This is a genomic window from Marinobacter sp. H13, assembly GCF_059072335.1.
On record NZ_JCACRU010000001.1, the window covers coordinates 2439989 to 2459071 of the forward strand.

Sequence of the window (19083 nt, forward strand, 5' to 3'; positions counted from 1 at the left end):
GATGACTCTCCCGGCCGCGCTGTTCAGCCACTACCGTCGCCATCCTCTCCAGTTGCTGGCCCTGGCCGCCATGATTGTGCTTGCCACCATGCTCTGGACGGGCGTCCACCATCTCACCAGCCAGGCCCGGGCCAGTCTCGACCAGAGCGAGTCGGCGGTGGCGGAGCGCCAGCAGGTGGCTCGCACAGATGGTAGCCCCGTAACTGTGAACGACTTCGTGGAGCTGCGTCGAGCCGGGCTTTGTGTCATGCCCTGGCTGGAGGTCTCCGAGCCGGAAGGCGGTCGAGTCGTGGGTGTCGACCCTCTGGCAGCGGGCTGCTTCCAGGCCCCCGGCGGGCAGGAGTCGCCCTGGGACGGTGAGCTGGATGGCTGGCCTTTTGTCGATATCAGTGAAGCGGCGGAGCTGGCCCGTGAGCAGGGCAGTGAATTGTCGCTGTTGGTATCTGATGACCACAGCAAGGGCGATCTACCACCCGGCTATCAGCTGGTGCCGTTCAGCGTTGGCCCGGCTACGGGTGAGCTGGGTGACAGTTTCCTGTTGAATCTGGATGCCCTCGGGATCCTGGTTCTCCTCATTACCGCTTTGCTGGTGCGAAGTGTTTACCTGCTCGGCCTGGCCCAACGTCGCGACAGCTTTGCCCTGTTGCATCGGTTTGGCGTTCCCCAGGGCCGGGTGAACCGCCTGCTGGTTGTCGAGATTATCTTGCTGGCTGCGGTTTGTGTCCTGCCCGGAATCTGGCTTGGCCGCTGGTTGGCGGCTGGTCTGGGCAGCGGCTTCGGGCAGGCGCTTGAGGGGCTGTTCGATCAGCCGTTATATGCAGGCCAGGGCGGGAGCTGGCTGGTGCCGCTTGTCACCATGATGGCCGTGATTCTGGTGGCTTGTCTGGCGGATTTCCTCCGGCCAATTTTCCGGGGGCTTGTGGGAGGCAACCGCCGATACGGCGGCCTGGTGTTGTTGGTTCTGATCGCAGGCCTCGCCTTGACGGTTTGGGTCACCGATCTGCTCTGGCTTTTTATTGCCGTGGCCATGGTATTCGTGGCTGCGGGTATTCTAGCGCCCAGGTTGATTGCCTCGCTTGCAGACTGGCGGTCCGGCCACGACAGGGATCTGCAGGCACGTTGGCGCCACCGGGAGCTTTCAGTGCTGGCTCGTCGCCTGGCACTGCCATTGGTAGCTCTACAGTTCGCCATGGCGATGGTGCTGGCGGTGCAGGCACTGGTTACGACTTTTGAAAGTACGTTTGACCGGTGGCTGGCGCAGAGACTGGAAGCGGACTATTACGTCGAAGTCCCGGAATCAGCAGATGCTGCCCTGGCTCTCGACTGGCTCGCTGAACAGCCGGGGCTCTCTGCTTCCGGGCTGTGGCACCGGGTCATTCGGGGCCGGGCAATTCTGTCGGGCGGCGAAGATGAGGGGGATGCCAGGGTTGACGTCTTTGCCATCGGCCCGGTTGGTCCGCTGGTGACCGGTTGGCAGTTGTTTGAGTCGGCGCCGCAGCCCTGGCAGAGCCTGCAACAGGGCCAGGGCGTGATGGTGAATGAACAGCTGGCGCGCCGGCAAGATGTAGAGGTCGGCCAGTCCCTGAAGGTAACCCTCGGAAGCCAGTCGTTCGAATTCCCTGTACTGGCCATCTACCCGGATTATGGCCGCCCCGCCGGCGAGATCCTGATTCATCCGTCGGTTCTTCCAGCGGAGTTCGAAACCGGCTTCCAGAGCCTGTCAGTTTCGCCGGGCAATCTCTCCATTGAGGCAGTGACCGATGGATTAAAAGGGGTATGGCAGGTCGAGGCGCTGACGGTCCGGGACAACCGGGCGATTGAAGAGCTCGCCTCTGCCATTTTCGACCAGACCTTTCTGCTGACCCGGGCCATGACCACCCTGACCCTGATACTGGCGGCTATCGCCCTTCTGATGATGGGCTGGGTCTTTTTCTCGACCCGTGCCTGGTATTTCCGGCTGCTTGTGGTGTGGGGGCTGTCACGAAGGCAGGCCTCGGCCCAACTGGTCCGGTTGTCAGTGTCGTTGACCGGTGCCATTGCCCTGCTGGCCCTGCCATTGGGTGTCTGGTTGACCTGGGTGCTGGTGCATCGGATCAATCCCATCGCGTTTGGCTGGTCCCTGCCCATGGCCGTCTACCCGGTTTTCTGGCTGGAGCTTGGTGTGCTCAGCATGCTGATCGGTCTCAGCATCGCCTTACTGATGAGCCGCCAGTTGAAATCGCCGACGGTCGCACCTGTAAACGCCAATGCCCTGGCGGGAGGTGAGCGATGAGACGCTGGATCTTCCTCTGGTTCGCCGCTGTTCTGGCCGGCTGTTCGGAGCCACAGCAAGAGTCAGGCTTTGCCGGACTGGCCGGCATCACGGATAACGAATCCGGTGTGCCCTTTCTGCAGCCCGGGCCGGGAGAACGTCTGTCGTTTCCCGAGGATTATGGCCCCCACCCGCAGCACCGGATCGAATGGTGGTACCTGACCGCCAATTTGAAGACGGAGGATGGCGAGCCCCTTGGCCTGCAATGGACCCAGTTCCGCCAGGCAATCAAGCCGAGGCCGGCAGACGCTGAGTCCCCGGACGCAAATAATTGGCCCCTGGAAGCGGCCTGGATGGCCCATGCCGCAGTAAGCTTTGATACCCGGCACTACTTCGCAGAGAAGCTGGCCCGGGGCGACGTCGGCCACGCCGGTGCGCAGGCAGAGCCGATCGCTGTGTGGCTGGACAACTGGCAACTTGAGGCTGGAGCCGGGAAGAATTCCTGGCGGTTGCGGGTCTCGGCGGATGGCTGGTCCTACGATTTGACCCTGAGCATCGCCGGAAAGCCTGTAGCCCACGGCGATGAAGGCTTCAGTGCCAAATCCGCCGATGGCGAGGGCTCCATGTATTTTAGTCTGGTGGGCCTTCAGATCGACGGCACGGTCACCCTGGGCGATCAGACGTTGGAAGTAAGTGGGAAGGGTTGGTTTGACCGGGAGTGGAGCAGCCAGTTTCTGAAATCCGGCCAGCAGGGCTGGGACTGGTTTGCGTTGCACCTGGATTCGGGCGACAAACTGATGGCTTTCCAGCTCAGGGAAGAAGACGGTGGCTTTCGTGCCGGAACCTGGATTCCGGCTGATGGCGAGCCCACCGCTCTTGGTGCCGATCAGCTCAACCTCAAGCCATTAACCCAGGGCGACGGTTATCCCCGTGCATGGCGTCTGGAAGTGCCAGACTTTGGCCTGAACCTGGAGGTGGCTGCGCCGGCGGGGGACTATCGAAACACCGGGCTCTACCCGTACTGGGAGAGCCCGGTGTCAGTATCCGGCAGCCATGGTGGCGTGGGCTACATGGAACTGACCGGATACGGCGAGTGAACTGCACCGTGACCGGTGTTACTCGACCGCGGTCGCCCCAATCCGGTGGATGCTCAGATCCGCCCCGTTGAACTCTTCCTCTTCGGTCAGGCGCAGGCCGGAGATGGCGTTGATTGCGCCATAGACAATCAGACCGCCGACAAAGGCCACCACAACGCCGGCCACTGAGCCGATGATCTGCGACATCAGGCTGACGCCGCCAAGGCCTCCCAGCGCTTCCTGGCCGAAAATGCCGCAGGCAATCGCTCCCCAGACACCACAGACACCGTGCAGGGGCCAGACACCCAGAACATCGTCCAGCCGTTCGATCTTGGCCTGCGCCCATTCAAACAGGTAAACGAAGATGGCGCCTGCTACGCCGCCAGTCACCAGAGCACCCACCGGATGCATCAGGTCAGAGCCGGCACATACCGCCACCAGTCCCGCTAGCGGACCGTTGTGGATAAAGCCCGGGTCCTTACGGCCCAGCAGCATGGAGACGAGGATGCCGCCGACCATGGCCATCAGGCTGTTCACGGCCACCAGGCCGCTGATGCCGTCCAGGGTCTGGGCCGACATGACGTTGAAGCCAAACCAGCCAACGGTCAGAATCCAGGCGCCCAGGGCGAGGAAGGGGATATTGGAGGGGGCAAAGGCCACCACCTTGCCGTTGCGGTAGCGCCCATTTCGTGCACCCAGAACCAGTACGGCCGCCAGGGCGATCCAGCCGCCCACCGCGTGCACTACAACGGAGCCGGCAAAGTCGTGGAATGATGCACCAAACTGGTTCTCCAGCCAGCCCTGGAAACCATAGTTGCCGTTCCAGATCAGCCCCTCAAAGAAGGGATAGATAAAGGCGACAATCAGGCCTGAGGCAATCAGCATCGGGTAGAACCTGGCGCGTTCGGCAATACCGCCGGACACGATGGCGGGAATGGCCGCGGCGAACGTCATCAGGAAGAAAAACTTCACCAGATCATAGCCGTTGGCAGCAGTGAGCTCGGCGGCGCCGCTCATGAAATGGCTGCCGTAGGCGATGTAATAGCCGATAAAGAAGTAGGCCACGGCGGAGATGCCGAAGTCGGTCATGATCTTGACGAGGGCATTGACCTGGTTCTTGTGGCGTACCGTGCCCACTTCCAGGAAGGCAAAGCCGGCATGCATGGCCAGCACCATAATGGCGCCGATAAGGATGAACAGCGTGTTGGCGCTTTCGGTCAGGGTATGTACTGCACTCGTGATGTCCACGGGTTTTCGCTCCTGATGTTGTGTGTCCGGCCTCTATCGGACCGTTTACGTTGACTTGTGCATTGTTGAGGTGCAGCTGAAGCAAGAGCTGTTCCAAAACAAGGCATATCAAGAGCTGAAGGGCAGTTGAGGGGGCTTTCAGAAATGTGAGGTACTATTTTCACTCTAATAGTGCACTAATACTGTGCGTTTTAGCGTGTAGCGCACCAAAATAGAGTGCGCTTACCAACTGATTTCGTTTGGTGTCGAGCTGTCGGATTCGGATTCGATCCCGAGGCTGGATTCGGCATCATCCGATTCGGACTGGATCAGTTCCCGAAGGCGTACTTCCTGTTCCTGCATCGGGCCGGAGAGATCAATGATGATTTCCACGCGCCGGTTCTTGGCGCGGTTCTCTGCAGAGGTGTTGGGTACCCGCGGCTCGGTATCCGCCAGACCGGTGACGGACAGACGGGTGGGTTCCACCTGGTCCCGGGCAACCAGAACGTTGGCAACGGCGGCTGAACGGGCGGCGGAGAGGTCCCAGTTACTGTAAAAACGGTCGGTCCGGATAGGCACGTTGTCGGTGTGCCCCTCGATCGTCAGGTCACCGGGAATGCCTTCAATCACCTCCGCCATATCCAGCAGCAGGCCCTCGAATTCCCAGGTCAGCTGAGCCGAGCCGGAAGGGAAAGAACCTTTTTCCTCAACCCGAATCACGATTCGCCGCTGATCCTCACTCACATTGATGCGCCCATCGGCGATCGCCGGCTCCAAGACTTTCAGGATATCGTCCATGGTTTCCTGCATCTGTTCCTCCATGGCGGCTTCAACGGCCATGTCGGTGGGGCTCTTCAGGGTCTGGAGCTCCGGCGCTTCGTCCGTGGTGGTCTGTTTGACTTCGTTGACCACCGTGGGCTCGGGCGGCGCAGGGGAAAACTTGTCAAAAATAGGGCTGGTACCCTTCGGGATCTCCAGGGCCGGCACATCCCGCTGGACGCCAAAGGCTTTGGACAGCTCACCGGCAATCTGCTTGAACTTCTGGGCGTCGATCTCGGAAAAGGACAGCAGCAGAACAAAGAAGCACATCAGCAGGGACATGAGATCGGCGAAGGTGACAACCCACGCCGGAATCCCCGGCTTTTCCTCTTCTGGTAACTCGTCCATGGTTACGCGCCTTCTGCTTCGGCCACTTTTTCACGTTCTTTGGGTGGCAGGTAGCTTGAAAGCATCTGCTCAATGATACGGGGATTGGTCCCTTCCTGGATGGCAACCAGTGCATCAATGTACAGGGACTGCATGCGTGCTTCCTCGGTCATTCGCAGAGAAAGCTTGTCGGCTATCGGGGTTGCAAACATGGTTGCAATCATGGCGCCATAAAGCGTGGTCAGCAGGGCGACCGCCATGGCCGGGCCGATGGATTTGGGATCTTCCATGTTCGACAGCATCTGAACCAGACCAATCAGTGTGCCGATCATGCCCATCGCCGGCGCCACGTCCGCCATGGCCGTGAAGACCTTGGCGCCAGAGCGATTGTGGTCGAGAGTCATCAGACGCTCCTTGTTCAGAAGCTCCTTGATGGTTTTGCTGTCCTGTCCGTCCACCAGCATCTGAATGCCCTGGGACAAAAAAGGGCTGCTGATCTCCCTGCCTTCGAGGCCCAGCACGCCCTCTTTCCGGGCTACGTTGGCGATGTCCACCAACTCCTCAATGCTGGCCTGGGTTTCCGGCAGTTTGAATTTGAAGGCGCGGGCGGCCGCTTTGAAAGCCCCCAAAAATTGCGAAACGCTGAACTTGGCGAGCACGACGAACATGGTGCCGCCCACAACGATCAACAGCGAGGCCGGATTGATAAATACAGCAGGTGAAACACCGAGAATAACGGCAGACGCGATCAGCAGTGTAGCGCCGGCAAGACCGATGAGAGTGGCTAGATCCACGACAACTCCAGATTTGATTCAGGTATCCCAAGAGCAGGGGCGGGAGAATACCGCCAGTTCAGAAATTAATCAATTCGCACTGGCCCTGTTTGAGATTCTTCCTGCTGCTCTTTCCAGGCAGCATAGCGGTGAATATCGGACTCCACCAGCTTCAGGCACAGCGCAACAACGCCGGCGTCGTCCACCAGACCGAATCCGAAAATCAGGTCGGGAATAACATCGAGGGGGTTCATGACATAGATCAGCGCGCCGGCCACCGCTGCGATCGTTTTCCACGGCACGCTCCGGTAATTGCCGTACCAGTAGTCGCGGATCATCGAAAACATCAGCTTGATGTCGGCGCTGAAGCGAGACAGTTTGCCGCTTTCTTTTACTTTCTCTTCAATACTGCGCTGGCGGTCGAGCAGCGTTTCCAGATCCGCCCGATGCACCTTGCCCGCCTCGGCGTCCAGTTGTTTCCGGGCGTTTTTCTGGTTGAACAATGCCATCGAGAGGGTTCCTCACTTGCTTGATGCCTGAGTGCTCATGATCGCGCAGCTTCGCCGTCAATGCCAATGACAAGGCGTTTATCGGTGCTTGTACTGGGTCGGACAATAGCCGCGGTCTACACCCTCGGGTCGTAGCTGGCGATGTTTGGTGTTGCGCCCGGTTACCCGCTTGCGCCATAGCCGGAAGCTACCGGGCTTGAGCTCACGACGCATCAGGCGAATAACATCTTTTTCGCGAAGGCCATAGAGGGCTTCGATGGCCTCGAAGGGTGTGCGGTCCTCCCACGCCATCTCGATGATGCGGGAGAGGTCCGCCGGTTCAAACTGCTCTGACATGGGGTTTCTCTGTTTGACTTACGTGTTCCCAGAGTACGTTTGAGCTGGCCAGTCGTCTCACCCGGCTGGTTTATTGGTAGTGCCTGTGCAGCCGGGCCGGGATCTGGGCCAGCTGTTTGTCTACCAGTGTGCGCATGGCGTGGGCGATTGGCCGGGTATCCAGCTCTGGCTCAAGCACATTGAGCAGATAGGCAACGGCCTCTGCCGTGGCCAGGCGGTGTTCTCCGGGCGCCTTTCGGATGGCGTAGGCGGAGGCCGGCGGATTGGCGAAATGGAAACGCGGCAATGCAGAGAGTTCCGGGTTCTGGTGAAGGATTTTGGCGGCCTTGCGCCAGGTGCCGTCGAGAATGATCCAGTGATCGAACTGGCGTACGTCTGAGGTTTCGAGCGCCTCACTGCCGGGCCCCGGAAACAGCAGGGCCGGGTGATGACTGCCGGCGACGGACTCAAACCCGGCCTGATGGAAATCGCCCGGCATTTCGCCTGTGAAGAGCCTGAGATTTGCGAGGCACCGGGTGAGGATACGAACGGTACCCTTGGCATGGCCGACCTCGGTCGGGTGCTGCAGTATCGTCACCCCCGTGCGGTTTCGCACGGGGGCACACGCTTCGCAAACACAGATATTCGGATGCATGCCGCAATCGGCGCAAATCGGTCTGGGCAACCCCTGTTACCCCACGAAAATACGCTTCGCCAGACCGGCCCCGCGCCAGCCCTGAATGGCCAGGGTGCTGACCAGTCCACCGATCATTGCGCCCACGACACCGCAGGTGAGGATATCCTGGCCGGTAAGGTAGAGCCCGGGGATGTCGGTCTTGGGTTTCAGCCACTCCTGTTCGAAGCGCTCGGGGTTGTGGTCAAGGCCGTAGAGCTCGCCCCGGCCGTAACGGCAGAACCAGGCGGTGGAAAGCGGCGTTGAGGTTTCCACGTAATCCACTTTTCCGCGCAGCTGGGGCAGTTTCTCGTACATCACTTCCAGCAACTGGTCGGTGATTTTCTGCTTCAGGGCCTCATAGTCGTCGCCCCGCTTGCCCCAGATGGTGTCCTGCCAGGGCTCGAACATCTCCCAGGTCGTCGGGGCGACGATCTCGATGGTGGAGGTGCCTGGCCAGCGGTTCTGGTAATCCGGATCCTTGGCTGCCGGAAAGGAGATGTAGACCACCGGGAACTCGGTGTTGTCCGGGTCATCCAGAAACTGTTGCACGTTGCCATCGTGGTCCGCGCTGGGATAGATCCAGAAATTGGTCCGCGGCAGGCCCAGTGCCTCCGGTGTGCCCTTCAGGCCAATGTAGAGGCCGATGTGGGGCATTGAGGGAATGATGTGCTGGCGTTTGCTTTTGTAGCCGATCTTCTCCGCGGACTCGGCGGGCAGCAGTTTTTCGAAAGTGTTGATAACTCCGGCGTTGCTGATGACCAGCGGTGCCCGGATTTCCTCGCCATCGGCCATGCGAACGCCGGTTGCCCTGCCTTTCTCCACCAGAATGTCGGTGACGTCGGCGTAGGTAAAGACTTCACCGCCGGGCTGCTGGATAACAGGAATAATGGTTTTGGCAATTTCCGACGCGCCGCCGACGGGGTAAAAGCCACCGTAGAGGTAATGTTTGGCAATCAGCGCATGGACCATAAAGCTGGATTGCATGGGCGTGACGCCGCAGTCGCCCCACTGGCCGGTGATAGCGCCGATCAGTTCCTGGTTGTCGGTGAGCTCGCTCAGCACCTCCCACGTGGTCTTGTTGAAACAGTCAGGCAGGACGACATCCAGCCCTTTGTTGATAACCGGGCTCAATATGCCGGGGGCGAGCTTGGAGAGTGTGTACCACTGCATGCCGTCTGCCACCTTGCCCAGCAGCTTTACATACTGGTCGATGGCTTCTTGTTCATCGGGAAAGGCATCGAGCAGGGAGAGACGCAGCCCTTCCTTGCCGGCGCGCAGATTCACGACCTTTTCGCCCAGGAAGAAGCGGTCGTAGTTCTCGTCCATGGGGGCCCATTCCAGCTTGCCGTCGGTGATGTAATCGAACAGCCTGCGGCCCAGGGTGTGGGGAGAGCCCATGTCGCCGATGTAATGGACGCCTACGTCCCATTCGTAGCCGTTGCGAGCGTAACTGTGGGTGTAGCCGCCGGCCGTGTAATGCTGCTCAAGCACGAGGACTTTCTTGCCCGCCTTGGCCAGGCAGGCTGCGGTGGTCAGGCCGCCGATGCCTGAGCCAATTACGATGGCGTCGTAGGGGCCTTTCAGGCGATTGGCCCGGTAACGGGTACCGATCCTGATCGTACTGGGCTTCAGTTTCTGAGAAGACGGACTGTTCACTTCAGTGCTTTTTACCACCATGCCTTGCCCCACATTTCCGGATTGGCCCAGTTCTCTGGATTGTTCCAGGCCCGTTTGTGGTTGTAAGTATTCAGATTGTAGGTGTACAGCGTGAGTGCGCCGTTATCATTTTCCAGTTCGGCATGGCGACGGAAGCCAAGGCCGATGAAATCAGTAAAGGCCCAGCCTGGCGCTTCGCCAACCAGCACCGCGATCTGATGTGTGCCATAGTTTCTTAGCTGGCCCAGCAGCAAGGCGCCTTCATCATGAGGCAGGTGTTCCAGGGTGCCGGTTATCAGCGCCAGATCTGCAACCCGGTCGATGTGCAGCCTGGCGTTGGGGTCGATGGTGTCGAGAGTTCGAACATCGACGCCATCCTGGTGGTTTTGCCACATCCGCGATATTTCGGTTGCGAGGCTGCCGCAACTCACCAGGGTTGCCGGTGAGCTGGTTTCGATGATGCGGGCCAGTGTCTCCCGTGCTTCATCCGAGTTGCTGTTGTCCGTCATTTCCGCCATGGCGATTCGCCTTTTACTACAGGGGCCAGTCTGCCGCATCCACTGTGTGTAAGCCTACGGGCTGATCTGCATGCCCGCCCCAGCGGTCAATAAAGGTGCCGGTGGGATCGTACTGCTGCGTCTGTTTTTCGAGGTTGAACTGCCGCAGGCCTCTCGGGTCCGCCCCTACGCCAGCCAGGTACTGCCAGTTGCCGTAGTTGCTCCCTACATCATAGTCGATCAACTGCTCCTCAAACCATGCCGCTCCGTAGCGCCAGTCCAACCCGAGTTCGTTGATGAAACAACTGGCGACCAGTTGTCTGGCCCGGTTGCTCATGTAACCGGTTTCACGCAGCTGGTTCATGGCCGCGTTCACGATCGGATATTCGGTGTTGCCCTGGCACCAGGCCTTGAAACGATGGCCGTAGAGGGTGCCATGCCGACGTTTGCGCTGGACGCCGTCCCGGCGGAACAGGTTGGCGCCGTGTTTCAGGGCGTACCAGTAGAAGTACTCGCGCCAGAGGAGCTCAAACCAGAGCCAGTAGGTGGATTCGTTTTTGGTCTCGCTGGCTTCGTATTCGGTGATGGTTTCTGCTACTTCCCTGACCGAGAGACAGCCGTTGGCCAGCCAGGGTGAGAACTTGGAGGAGGCGTCCCAGGTGTCCAGGGCGTTCCGGGTTTCCTTGTAGCGGTCAATGCTGTGGTTGTCGTAAAGGAACTCCTGCAGCCGCGCCAGGCCGGCGGCTTCACCACCCATAAACTGTAACGGATGCACCGGTTCCGGTATCGGCGGGCAGTCGCCGCGATTGTCCTCCGGGAATCCCGGCGGTGGCGGCAGGGCTGTCAGGGTGCGGATTCGCAAGCGCTCTGAACAGCGATCTCCGGTTTTCTCAACTTGCTTGCGGAACTGGGAGAAGGTATCCGGCAACTCCCCGAGCGCCATCGGCAGGGAACCCTCGGTGAACAGGCTGAGAGTCTCGAATTGCTGGAATACAGCCTTGGGCAGCCTGTCCTTGATGGCTTGCCACTGACCGGCCTCCTGGGTACCCGGAAGCCGGGAGCGTACAACCCGTTCAATGCTGTGAGCGTGCGCAAGTTGCGGAATGACCGTTTCCGGCTCCCCAAAGGCGATGTGGAGCCGCTGGCCCAGTGTTCGAAGACTGCGTTCCAACGCCATCAAGCTCTGCCAAAGAAAGCGCCACCGATGATCCCCCATCGCCTTGCTCTGCAGGGGACCGGGCGCAAACCAGCGCGGATCGACCACATAGAGGCAGAGCAGCATGTCGGACTTCGAGGCCGCCAGCAACGAAGCGTTGTCGTGCAGGCGAAGATCCCGCGTAAACCAGTAAAGCGTGCGCAACGTAAGAGCTCCTCTCTCGGTATCTGTCAGCTGTGAGAAGATACGAGCCAGTTCCGAAAAAGATTTCGCCGCCCATCTGGTTGCGCACTTCGTCTAGAATGAACGAACAACCGGCACATCGTGGCGTGAAATCCAAAACACAGATCCGAATTCAACAGGAGTCCGACAGTGATTAAATCCCGTGCAGCGGTGGCTTTTGAGGCCAACAAGCCGCTAGAAATTGTCGAAGTCGATGTGGCGCCGCCCCAGGAGGGCGAGGTTCTGGTGCGCATCGTTGCCACCGGTGTTTGTCATACCGACGCCTACACCCTGTCTGGGGCTGACCCTGAAGGCCTGTTCCCGACCATTCTGGGCCACGAAGGTGGCGGTATTGTCGAGGCGGTCGGACCCGGCGTCAAAAACCTGGAAGTGGGTGACCACGTGATTCCGCTTTACACAGCAGAATGCGGCGAGTGCAAGTTCTGCACCTCTGGCAAGACCAATCTGTGTGGTGCCGTGCGTGCGACCCAGGGCAAGGGCGTGATGCCCGACGGTACCTCCCGTTTCTCCTACAACGGTCAGCCACTCTATCATTACATGGGCTGCTCCACGTTTTCCGAATACACGGTACTGCCGGAAATCTCCCTGGCCAAGATTCCCAAGGAAGCGCCCCTGGACAAGGTATGCCTGCTTGGCTGCGGCGTCACCACCGGCATCGGCGCGGTACTGAACACTGCCAAGGTTGAGGAAGGCGCCACTGTGGCCATCTTCGGCCTGGGTGGCATCGGCCTGGCGGCGATCATCGGAGCCAAGATGGCCAAGGCGGGCCGGATTATCGGCGTCGACATCAATCCGGGCAAATTCGACATCGCCAAACAGCTGGGTGCCACCGATGTGGTTAATCCCAACGACTACGACAAGCCGATTCAGGAAGTGATTGTCGACATGACCGACGGCGGCGCCGACTACACCTTCGAATGCGTAGGCAACGTGAAGCTGATGCGCGCAGCGCTTGAGGCCTGCCACAAAGGCTGGGGTGAATCCACGATCATCGGCGTTGCCGGTGCCGGCGAGGAAATCAGCACCCGTCCGTTCCAGCTGGTCACCGGTCGGGTCTGGCGTGGTTCAGCCTTTGGCGGTGTGAAAGGTCGTACCGAGCTGCCGGGCTATGTGGAAAAAGCCGAAAAGGGTGAGATCCCACTGGATGTGTTCATTACCCATGAAATGCCGCTGGAAGACATCAACAAGGCGTTTGATTTGATGCATGAGGGTAAGAGCATCCGGACGGTTATTCATTTCTGATCGCCGACTGATCAGGCGCAGTACTATGCTGCGCCCGATCAACGATCCGTAAGCTTCAGCTCAATCCTCCGGTTTCTCTGCAACGCCTCCGGAGAGGTGCCTTCCGCTACCGGGAAGAACTCGCCAAATCCGGCCGCCGCCATGCGCCGTTCCGGTACACCCTGCGCTGCAAGGTAGCGCACGACTGCGACGGCTCGGGCAGTGGACAGCTCCCAGTTCGAGGGGAATCTCGGGGTATTGATAGGTATGACATCGGTATGACCATCAATCCTCAGGATCCAGTCAACGTCCTCTGGAATCTTGGCGGATACATCTAGCAGTAGTTTGGCTAGCTTGTCGAGCTCCTGCCGGCCTTCTTCGCCCAGTTCTGCCGAGGCGGAAGCAAACAGCAGCTCGGAGGGCAGCAGGAACCGGTCGCCGACGATCCGGACATTCTCGTTGCCTGCCAGAATATCCCGCAACCGGGCAAAGAACTCGGACTGATACTGTTCGAGTTGGTTGACGCGCTCGGCCAGTAGGGTGTTCAGCCGTCTGCTGACCTGTTCCAGTTCCTGCTCCTTGTCGGCGGTCATCTGTTCCTGGAGCTCCAGCGCCGAGGCAATCTGCCTGAGTTGCTCTCGCAAGGAGGCTATCTGATTCGACAGCCTCAGGATCATCGCCTGCTGGCTGGCCGATATATCGTCTTTCTCGTCAATCGACTCTTCCATGCTGGCCAGTCGCTCCGATTGCGCATCGGCCATGGCGGTTTGCCGCATCAGTTGTTCACGGGTGGATTCCAGTTGACCGACCAGACTGTTGTTCCGCTCCTGAAGGCTGGTTAACTGATTTTCCAGTGCCTCGCTTCTGTTTTCTTCCAGGCCGAGCAATTCCGAGAGCTCGTTCAACTGGGCATTGAGTCGGGCGAGCTGGGTATCCCGGTCAGAGAGTGTCTGGGACAGGTAGAGCTGGCTGACCACGTAGACCAGCAGCATGAATATGACCAGCATCAACAAGGCCGAAAGGGCATCCACATATCCCGGCCAGACGTTGGTAGTGCTTCGGCTTCGGCGCCTGGAACCGATCATGACAGGTCTTTCTCGTCGTCTATCCGGTCCACGAGGTTGGTCACACCAGTCAGCCACTCCTCGAGGCCGTCATAAAAGCGGTTCTGGGCATGGCCGGCCTGGATATCCAGGAAGCCCAGTATCAGTGAGCCGCCCAATCCCAGCAGAGAGGAGCTGAACGCGGTGCCCATGCCCTCAAGCGGCGTAAGCAGGCCTTCCTGAAGCTCCGCAAACACCTTGCCGAAGTCTTCCTGGCTCATATCCAGTCCGGTGATGACCTGGCCGACCGAGTTGATGGTGCCCAGCAGGCCCCAGAAAGTACCCAGCAGGCCGAGGAAGACCAGCAGGCTGATGAAATAGCGCGTGATTTCCCGCTGTTCGTCCATGCGGGAGTGGATACCATCGAGCACGGTTCGAAGGGAAAGGGTAGACAGTGTGAACCGGTCCTTGGTTGCATCCTCGCCGAGCTGTCTTGCCAGCGGCTTCAGCAACTTGGGCTCCTGAACCACCGAAAGGCCGGCGTGTCCGGTTCTGAACTGAGCGATCCACTTCAGTTCCGGAAACAGCACGAACACCTGCCGGTAGGTGAGGGCGATGCCGATGATCAGAACCCCGAGAATCAGCAGATTGAAAACCCAGTTGGCCATAAAGGCCGAAATCAGGGGCTTGTGGATCAGGGCGCCGACGATGACGACCACGCCGAGGAACAGCGTCATCCAGAAAAGGGTGTGCTTGGGGTTGCTCATAGCGATGGCCAGCTTTTTTGAGATATTCCTCAAAACGTTAGCACAGATATGAGAAGCTGTTGGCGACAGTAACTGAACTTTAATCGGAGCGCGTCATGGCTGGTGAGTTGCCTTTCCGTTTTCGCTTCCGGGTTCGCTATGGTGAATGCGATGCCCAGGGCGTGGTGTTCAACGCACGTTATGCGGATTTCGTTGATATTGCTGTCAACGAATACATTCGCACCCTGTTTGGCGATTATCAGCACCTGCTGGATCAGGACCTGGATATCCAGGTGGTGAGCCTGACGGTGAACTGGAAGGCTCCGGCGAAGTTTGACGATGTTCTGGAAACCCGCATTCGCGCCGGGCGAATCGGAAACACCTCATTTACCCTGCATCTGGAGTTTTTCCGGTATGGGGATGACGGATTTATTGCCGATGCGGACGTCACCTATGTGCTGATTCAGCCTTCGGTGATGGGCAAGGTGGCGATACCTGATCACATTCGTCAATTGCTGGAGCTGGGCGCTCCGGGCGAGTTGATTAGTCACGCAGGGGAGTAAGCTGGGAGCAAAAAAGAAGGCCAGATGAGATTCATCTGGCCCTGGATTCATCCTGCAGTTACTGCCGGATCAGGCCTCTTGAAGAGCCTGCACAACGGCCTTCGCTGCCCCCTCGGAAGAGGCCGGGTTTTGCCCGGTAATCAGCTTGCCGTCCACCACGATGTGCGGTGCCCAGTCGTCACCGCGGGTGTAGGTGGCGGTGTTTTCCTTCAGCATGTCCTCCAGCAGGAAAGGCACCACGCCGCTCAGGCCAACCGCGTCTTCCTCGCTGTTGGTGAAGCCTGTTACTTCCCGGCCGCCAACGATGTTCTGGCCCGGTTTCACTTCCACGTTTTTGAACACGGCTGGTGCGTGGCAAACTGCACCGATCACCTTGTCCTGCTCGTAGGCTGTCTTGATCAGGGCAATGGACTTGTCGTCGTTAACCAGGTCCCAGAGCGGGCCGTGACCACCTGGATAGAAAATCGCGTCGTATTCGTTCATGTCCACGTCGCTCAGCTTTTTAGTGCTGGCGAGGGATTCCTTGGCGTGGGCATCCTGCTGGAACCGACGCGTGGTCTCGGTCAGCGCTTCCTCGGCCTCGCTGTTGGGATCGACTGGCGGCTGGCCACCCTTCGGTGACGCAATGGTGATGTCTGCGCCGGCATCCCGGAACACGTAGTAAGGCGCGGTGAACTCTTCGAGCCAGAAGCCGGTCTTATGGCCGGTGTCGCCCATCTGGTCATGGGATGTAAGAACCATCAGAATCTTCATGGTGTCCGTCCTTTTCATTGACGAATGAATGGCGCTTCTTGATTGCTGTGATAATGAAATTGTGCCATCAGTGACTGAATTCAACCGTCAGTACGTAAATTCGACGATCCCGGATCTTGAACCGTCTATACTGGAGACAGATGGCCAGACCTCATAAGAATCTGAAAACCTCACAGGCAAGGATGACTGGAATGCGAGTGTTCGCCACCGCTGTTCTGATGGCGTTAGTGTTTCCTGTTTCGGCCCAGCAGGGCACGGAAACCGTGGAAGCGCTGACCGTAACCGTGGGTGCCAATCATGCGCCCCCCTACCGGATTATCGAGGGTGGGGAGCCAACGGGCCTATATGTGGATATCTTCCAGGAAATTGCTGATCGGTTGGGCTGGAAAGTGCATTATCGGGAGGCGCCTTTCCGGCGGGTCTTGAGGATGGTGCAGCAGGGTGAGGTGGATGTCATGCTGGAGCCCCTGGAGCCCCTGGAGACCGCCGGACGGACCGAGCTCATGGAGTTCGTGGCGCCGGCATTTCCTCCGGAGCGGCGATTGTTTTTTTACCTTAACGCAGAAAACCGCATTGAGCGCTACGCTGATCTGTATGGACGAGCCATTGGCACTTTGGAAGGGGCGTCGTATTTCTCCCGTTTTGATAGTGATGACAGACTTCTCAAGGAGCCTGCGCCCCGTTACGAAAACCTGATGCTGATGATGCAGAAAGGTCGGGTAGATGTCGTGATCGCCCCAGAGCTCGTGGGTTTATACACGGTCGAAGAGTTGGGGCTGGATGTTAAGGTTTCACCGTTCTTTGTGCCGGGAGAGCGCTCTTACATTGCTGTTGCGAAGAACTCTCCCGTGCTGAAGTATGCCGATGACATTCGGGCGGCGCTGAAACTGATTGAGCTGGAAGGCATACACGAGGACCTGGTGTTGAAGTACATGGACCGAGTTGCTGAATGATTCCCGAACAGTCTGATCTCTGGTTTCTGCCTTTGGGTGGAACCGGTGAAATTGGTATGAACCTCAACCTCTATGGCCACGATGGTGCCTGGTTGATGGTGGATTGTGGTGTTACCTTTCCAAAGCCTGGTCGCATTGCTGCTGATGGCACGGTGCATCATCGTGGCGAGCCGCCGGTTCAAATGGCGGATCCTGCGTTCATTGCTGACCGCCGTGAACGGCTGGCGGGCCTGGTAATTACCCACGCCCACGAAGATCATGTCGGAGCTGTACCCTACCTCTGGCCGCTGCTGCAGTGCCCGATATACACCAGCCGGTTCACGGCCGAAATTCTGCGTCGCAAGCTCGCGGAGTTCGACCTGCTGCACCGGGTGCCGATCATCGAAGTGGAGACCGGCCAGAGCAAGCAGATCGGGCCATTCAGCGTGCAGTGGCTGGCGCTGACTCACTCCATCCCGGACCCTAATGCCCTGATGATTCGCACCGCCGCCGGTAACATCTTCCACAGCGGTGACTGGAAGCTGGATGAGCAGCCGCTGGTAGGCCATGGCTATTCGCCAAAAACCTTCACCGATCTGGCAAACGAGGGCGTGAACGCCATGGTGTGTGACTCCACCAACGCCACAGTCTCGGGTCACTCGGTATCCGAGGCGGCCTTGCATCAAGGATTGCTCAGAGCGACCCGCTCCGCCGAAGGCCGCGTTGTAGTGACCTGTTTTGGCAGTAATATCGCCCGATTACATACTCTGGCCTCAATCGCCAGGGAAACCGGCCGTTATATGGGTTTATTGGGCCGGTCTTTGATCAATATGAGTGGCGCCGCCAGGGCTGCAGGGCTGTGGGATTCGGCTGACCAGTTGATCAATCCGGCACATCTGGGGTATCTCCCGCGGGACGAAGTACTGGCCGTGGCCACGGGCAGTCAGGGCGAGCCGCGAACGGCTCTGCGCAGACTGGCCTCTGGTACCCATCCGGATTTTGAGCTGGAGGCGGGCGACACGGTAATCTTCAGCGCTCGCGCCATCCCCGGCAACGAGGAATCCATCGAGGCGCTGGTGACCAGACTGAAAGAGTTGGGGGTGAGGGTAATCACGGCCGAGGATGCTGATTTGCCAATTCATGCTTCAGGTCATCCCGCGCAGGAAGAGCTGGAGTTAATGTATAAATGGGTAAAGCCTGCCATTGCCATTCCGGTTCATGGTGAGGCTGAACACATGGAAGCGCACGCTGACATTGCCAAAGCAACTGGTGTACCCCGTGCCATGGTGGGCCGAAACGGCGATCTTTTCATGATCCGGCCGGTGCCGGGAATTCGTCGCCAGGTTGTTGAAACTGGCCGTCTGGGCTGGCACAAAGAGGGTCTTGTCAGAGTTGAATAAGTCATTTACTTCTGTTGTCGGTAGGTCGCTTGTATTCGCAGTGGCTTCCGTGTTTCTGGCCCCGGTTCACGCATTGCCAGACCCTTCCTGCAATACGCACATCGTGAGCGGGAATCCGGAGTATCCGCCCCTGCTCTGGCGCGACCAGCAGCGCCCGGGCTATCTGATTGGCGCGGTGCCTGCTTTGCTCAAGGAAATTACGGAGCCATTGGGCGTGAATGTGGAAGTGAGGGACATAGGCTCTTGGGCCCGGGTCCAGCGCATGGCACGCCAGGGCGATATCGACATGGTGGCGGGCGCGTTCATTACCTCGGAACGCATTGGCTATATGGACTATTTGCTGCCGCCAATAACGCACCTGCCGACCGCTGTCTGGGTCCCCAAAGGCCGGGAGTTTGTCTATCGCCACTGGCCAGACCTGATGGGTAAGCGGGGCAGCACACTGATCAACAACAGTTTTGGCCAGAATTTCGACCGGTATGCAGAAGAAAATCTCCTCATTGAGGGAGTCAGGTCGATTGAGCAATCCTTCCAGATGGCGCTGGTTGACCGGGTGGATTATGTCCTCTATGAAGTGTTGCAGGGCGGGGTAAAACTCGAATATCTGGGCATTGCTGATCAATTCGTTTCCCTGTCGCCCCCGGTGAGTCGTGAGGGCCTGTTCTTTACTTTTTCCAAAGCCTCTCCTTGTAACTCCTTTGAGCTAAGGGAGCGTATTGCGGAGAGCCTATACGAGCTTGTGAATACTGGCCGGGTCGATGAGTTAATCCGGCGGTATAAAGACCTTTACACAGGAGCAGGTTAAGTGGAGGTCTCTTTCAGATGGGCGTGAACTTTAATGTGGCGCCTGTCGTAACTTGAGAGAGACACTCCGAGCAGGTAGAAAACAAACAGGAAGAA

At 58.8% G+C, this 19083-nt stretch carries 19 protein-coding genes; 7 read left to right on the forward strand and 12 right to left on the reverse strand.

Annotated elements, in window-relative coordinates; translation table 11 throughout:
- The first annotated feature begins 1 nt into the window (after position 1).
- Complete coding sequence (locus AC5JQH_RS11225; protein ID WP_493805595.1) at positions 2 to 2272, forward strand: FtsX-like permease family protein; 2271 nt, start codon at positions 2 to 4, stop codon at positions 2270 to 2272.
- Complete coding sequence (locus AC5JQH_RS11230; RefSeq protein WP_493805596.1) at positions 2269 to 3348, forward strand: lipocalin-like domain-containing protein; 1080 nt, start codon at positions 2269 to 2271, stop codon at positions 3346 to 3348. The genes AC5JQH_RS11225 and AC5JQH_RS11230 overlap by 4 nt, the downstream gene beginning before the upstream one ends.
- Before the next feature lie 18 nt (positions 3349 to 3366).
- Here the strand turns inward: AC5JQH_RS11230 and AC5JQH_RS11235 are convergent, their stop codons facing one another.
- The 9 genes from AC5JQH_RS11235 to AC5JQH_RS11275 all read right to left on the reverse strand — a co-directional run bounded on the left by AC5JQH_RS11235 (position 3367) and on the right by AC5JQH_RS11275 (position 11486).
- A complete protein-coding gene (locus AC5JQH_RS11235) occupies positions 3367 to 4575 on the reverse strand; it encodes an ammonium transporter (protein WP_008177148.1) in 1209 nt (402 codons plus the stop codon).
- A gap of 222 nt (positions 4576 to 4797) precedes the next feature.
- On the reverse strand, positions 4798 to 5721 hold the full coding sequence (locus AC5JQH_RS11240) for a flagellar motor protein MotB (protein ID WP_008177152.1): 924 nt from the start codon (positions 5719 to 5721) through the stop codon (positions 4798 to 4800).
- A 2-nt stretch (positions 5722 to 5723) separates the two neighbouring features.
- Positions 5724 to 6494, reverse strand: a complete 771-nt coding sequence (gene pomA, locus AC5JQH_RS11245; RefSeq protein WP_008177154.1) for a flagellar motor protein PomA — start codon at positions 6492 to 6494, stop codon at positions 5724 to 5726.
- Between the two features lie 65 nt (positions 6495 to 6559).
- A complete protein-coding gene (locus tag AC5JQH_RS11250) occupies positions 6560 to 6982 on the reverse strand; it encodes a YkvA family protein (protein WP_008177156.1) in 423 nt (140 codons plus the stop codon).
- Between the two features lie 78 nt (positions 6983 to 7060).
- Positions 7061 to 7318, reverse strand: coding sequence for a TIGR03643 family protein (locus tag AC5JQH_RS11255; RefSeq protein ID WP_008177157.1), 258 nt, complete (start codon positions 7316 to 7318; stop codon positions 7061 to 7063).
- Between the two features lie 70 nt (positions 7319 to 7388).
- A complete protein-coding gene (locus tag AC5JQH_RS11260; RefSeq protein ID WP_493805597.1) occupies positions 7389 to 7982 on the reverse strand; it encodes a tRNA-uridine aminocarboxypropyltransferase in 594 nt (197 codons plus the stop codon).
- Between the two features lie 6 nt (positions 7983 to 7988).
- Positions 7989 to 9650 (reverse strand): phytoene desaturase family protein, encoded by a 1662-nt coding sequence (locus tag AC5JQH_RS11265; RefSeq protein WP_493805598.1) that lies wholly within the window; start codon positions 9648 to 9650, stop codon positions 7989 to 7991.
- Positions 9641 to 10147, reverse strand: a complete 507-nt coding sequence (locus AC5JQH_RS11270; RefSeq protein ID WP_493805599.1) for a DUF6231 family protein — start codon at positions 10145 to 10147, stop codon at positions 9641 to 9643. Before AC5JQH_RS11270 ends, AC5JQH_RS11265 begins: the two co-directional genes overlap by 10 nt.
- 16 nt (positions 10148 to 10163) lie before the next feature.
- Positions 10164 to 11486: a DASH family cryptochrome gene (locus tag AC5JQH_RS11275; protein ID WP_008177161.1), complete on the reverse strand. Its 1323-nt coding sequence runs from the start codon at positions 11484 to 11486 to the stop codon at positions 10164 to 10166.
- Between the two features lie 168 nt (positions 11487 to 11654).
- On the opposite strand from AC5JQH_RS11275, the gene AC5JQH_RS11280 reads away from it, so the two are divergent.
- The gene (locus AC5JQH_RS11280) at positions 11655 to 12767 is read left to right on the forward strand and encodes an S-(hydroxymethyl)glutathione dehydrogenase/class III alcohol dehydrogenase (protein WP_053113753.1); all 1113 of its coding nucleotides are present in this window, start codon (positions 11655 to 11657) and stop codon (positions 12765 to 12767) included.
- A gap of 38 nt (positions 12768 to 12805) precedes the next feature.
- Here AC5JQH_RS11280 and AC5JQH_RS11285 read toward each other — a convergent pair whose 3' ends face one another.
- Both AC5JQH_RS11285 and AC5JQH_RS11290 read right to left on the reverse strand, forming a co-directional pair.
- Positions 12806 to 13831, reverse strand: coding sequence for a peptidoglycan -binding protein (locus tag AC5JQH_RS11285; RefSeq protein ID WP_008177163.1), 1026 nt, complete (start codon positions 13829 to 13831; stop codon positions 12806 to 12808).
- Positions 13828 to 14556 (reverse strand): MotA/TolQ/ExbB proton channel family protein, encoded by a 729-nt coding sequence (locus tag AC5JQH_RS11290; RefSeq protein WP_014579156.1) that lies wholly within the window; start codon positions 14554 to 14556, stop codon positions 13828 to 13830. The genes AC5JQH_RS11285 and AC5JQH_RS11290 overlap by 4 nt, the downstream gene beginning before the upstream one ends.
- A gap of 95 nt (positions 14557 to 14651) precedes the next feature.
- Between AC5JQH_RS11290 and AC5JQH_RS11295 the strand changes: the two genes are divergently transcribed.
- Complete coding sequence (locus AC5JQH_RS11295) at positions 14652 to 15098, forward strand: acyl-CoA thioesterase (RefSeq protein ID WP_053113757.1); 447 nt, start codon at positions 14652 to 14654, stop codon at positions 15096 to 15098.
- A gap of 69 nt (positions 15099 to 15167) precedes the next feature.
- Here AC5JQH_RS11295 and AC5JQH_RS11300 read toward each other — a convergent pair whose 3' ends face one another.
- Complete coding sequence (locus tag AC5JQH_RS11300; RefSeq protein WP_273093744.1) at positions 15168 to 15851, reverse strand: type 1 glutamine amidotransferase domain-containing protein; 684 nt, start codon at positions 15849 to 15851, stop codon at positions 15168 to 15170.
- Between the two features lie 140 nt (positions 15852 to 15991).
- On the opposite strand from AC5JQH_RS11300, the gene AC5JQH_RS11305 reads away from it, so the two are divergent.
- Genes AC5JQH_RS11305 through AC5JQH_RS11315 form a run of 3 tightly spaced genes read left to right on the forward strand, consistent with a single transcriptional unit; the run spans position 15992 to position 18988 of the window.
- The gene (locus AC5JQH_RS11305) at positions 15992 to 16804 is read left to right on the forward strand and encodes a substrate-binding periplasmic protein (protein WP_493805600.1); all 813 of its coding nucleotides are present in this window, start codon (positions 15992 to 15994) and stop codon (positions 16802 to 16804) included.
- Complete coding sequence (locus AC5JQH_RS11310; RefSeq protein WP_288365802.1) at positions 16801 to 18183, forward strand: ribonuclease J; 1383 nt, start codon at positions 16801 to 16803, stop codon at positions 18181 to 18183. Before AC5JQH_RS11305 ends, AC5JQH_RS11310 begins: the two co-directional genes overlap by 4 nt.
- A gap of 40 nt (positions 18184 to 18223) precedes the next feature.
- Positions 18224 to 18988: a substrate-binding periplasmic protein gene (locus tag AC5JQH_RS11315; protein ID WP_050898355.1), complete on the forward strand. Its 765-nt coding sequence runs from the start codon at positions 18224 to 18226 to the stop codon at positions 18986 to 18988.
- Positions 18989 to 19083: the final 95 nt, after the last annotated feature.

Excerpts from the sequence above, each read along its gene's own strand:
- AC5JQH_RS11230 (WP_493805596.1), top strand. The coding sequence starts at position 2,269 with ATGAGACGCTGGATCTTCCTCTGGTTCGCCGCTGTTCTGGCCGGCTGT.
- AC5JQH_RS11240 (WP_008177152.1), bottom strand. The coding sequence starts at position 5,721 with ATGGACGAGTTACCAGAAGAGGAAAAGCCGGGGATTCCGGCGTGGGTT.
- AC5JQH_RS11255 (WP_008177157.1), bottom strand. The coding sequence starts at position 7,318 with ATGTCAGAGCAGTTTGAACCGGCGGACCTCTCCCGCATCATCGAGATG.
- AC5JQH_RS11310 (WP_288365802.1), top strand. The coding sequence starts at position 16,801 with ATGATTCCCGAACAGTCTGATCTCTGGTTTCTGCCTTTGGGTGGAACC.
- AC5JQH_RS11295 (WP_053113757.1), top strand. The coding sequence starts at position 14,652 with ATGGCTGGTGAGTTGCCTTTCCGTTTTCGCTTCCGGGTTCGCTATGGT.
- AC5JQH_RS11300 (WP_273093744.1), bottom strand. The coding sequence starts at position 15,851 with ATGAAGATTCTGATGGTTCTTACATCCCATGACCAGATGGGCGACACC.
- AC5JQH_RS11265 (WP_493805598.1), bottom strand. The coding sequence starts at position 9,650 with ATGGTGGTAAAAAGCACTGAAGTGAACAGTCCGTCTTCTCAGAAACTG.
- AC5JQH_RS11225 (WP_493805595.1), top strand. The coding sequence starts at position 2 with ATGACTCTCCCGGCCGCGCTGTTCAGCCACTACCGTCGCCATCCTCTC.
- AC5JQH_RS11285 (WP_008177163.1), bottom strand. The coding sequence starts at position 13,831 with ATGATCGGTTCCAGGCGCCGAAGCCGAAGCACTACCAACGTCTGGCCG.
- AC5JQH_RS11250 (WP_008177156.1), bottom strand. The coding sequence starts at position 6,982 with ATGGCATTGTTCAACCAGAAAAACGCCCGGAAACAACTGGACGCCGAG.
- AC5JQH_RS11270 (WP_493805599.1), bottom strand. The coding sequence starts at position 10,147 with ATGGCGGAAATGACGGACAACAGCAACTCGGATGAAGCACGGGAGACA.
- AC5JQH_RS11305 (WP_493805600.1), top strand. The coding sequence starts at position 15,992 with ATGGCCAGACCTCATAAGAATCTGAAAACCTCACAGGCAAGGATGACT.
- AC5JQH_RS11290 (WP_014579156.1), bottom strand. The coding sequence starts at position 14,556 with ATGAGCAACCCCAAGCACACCCTTTTCTGGATGACGCTGTTCCTCGGC.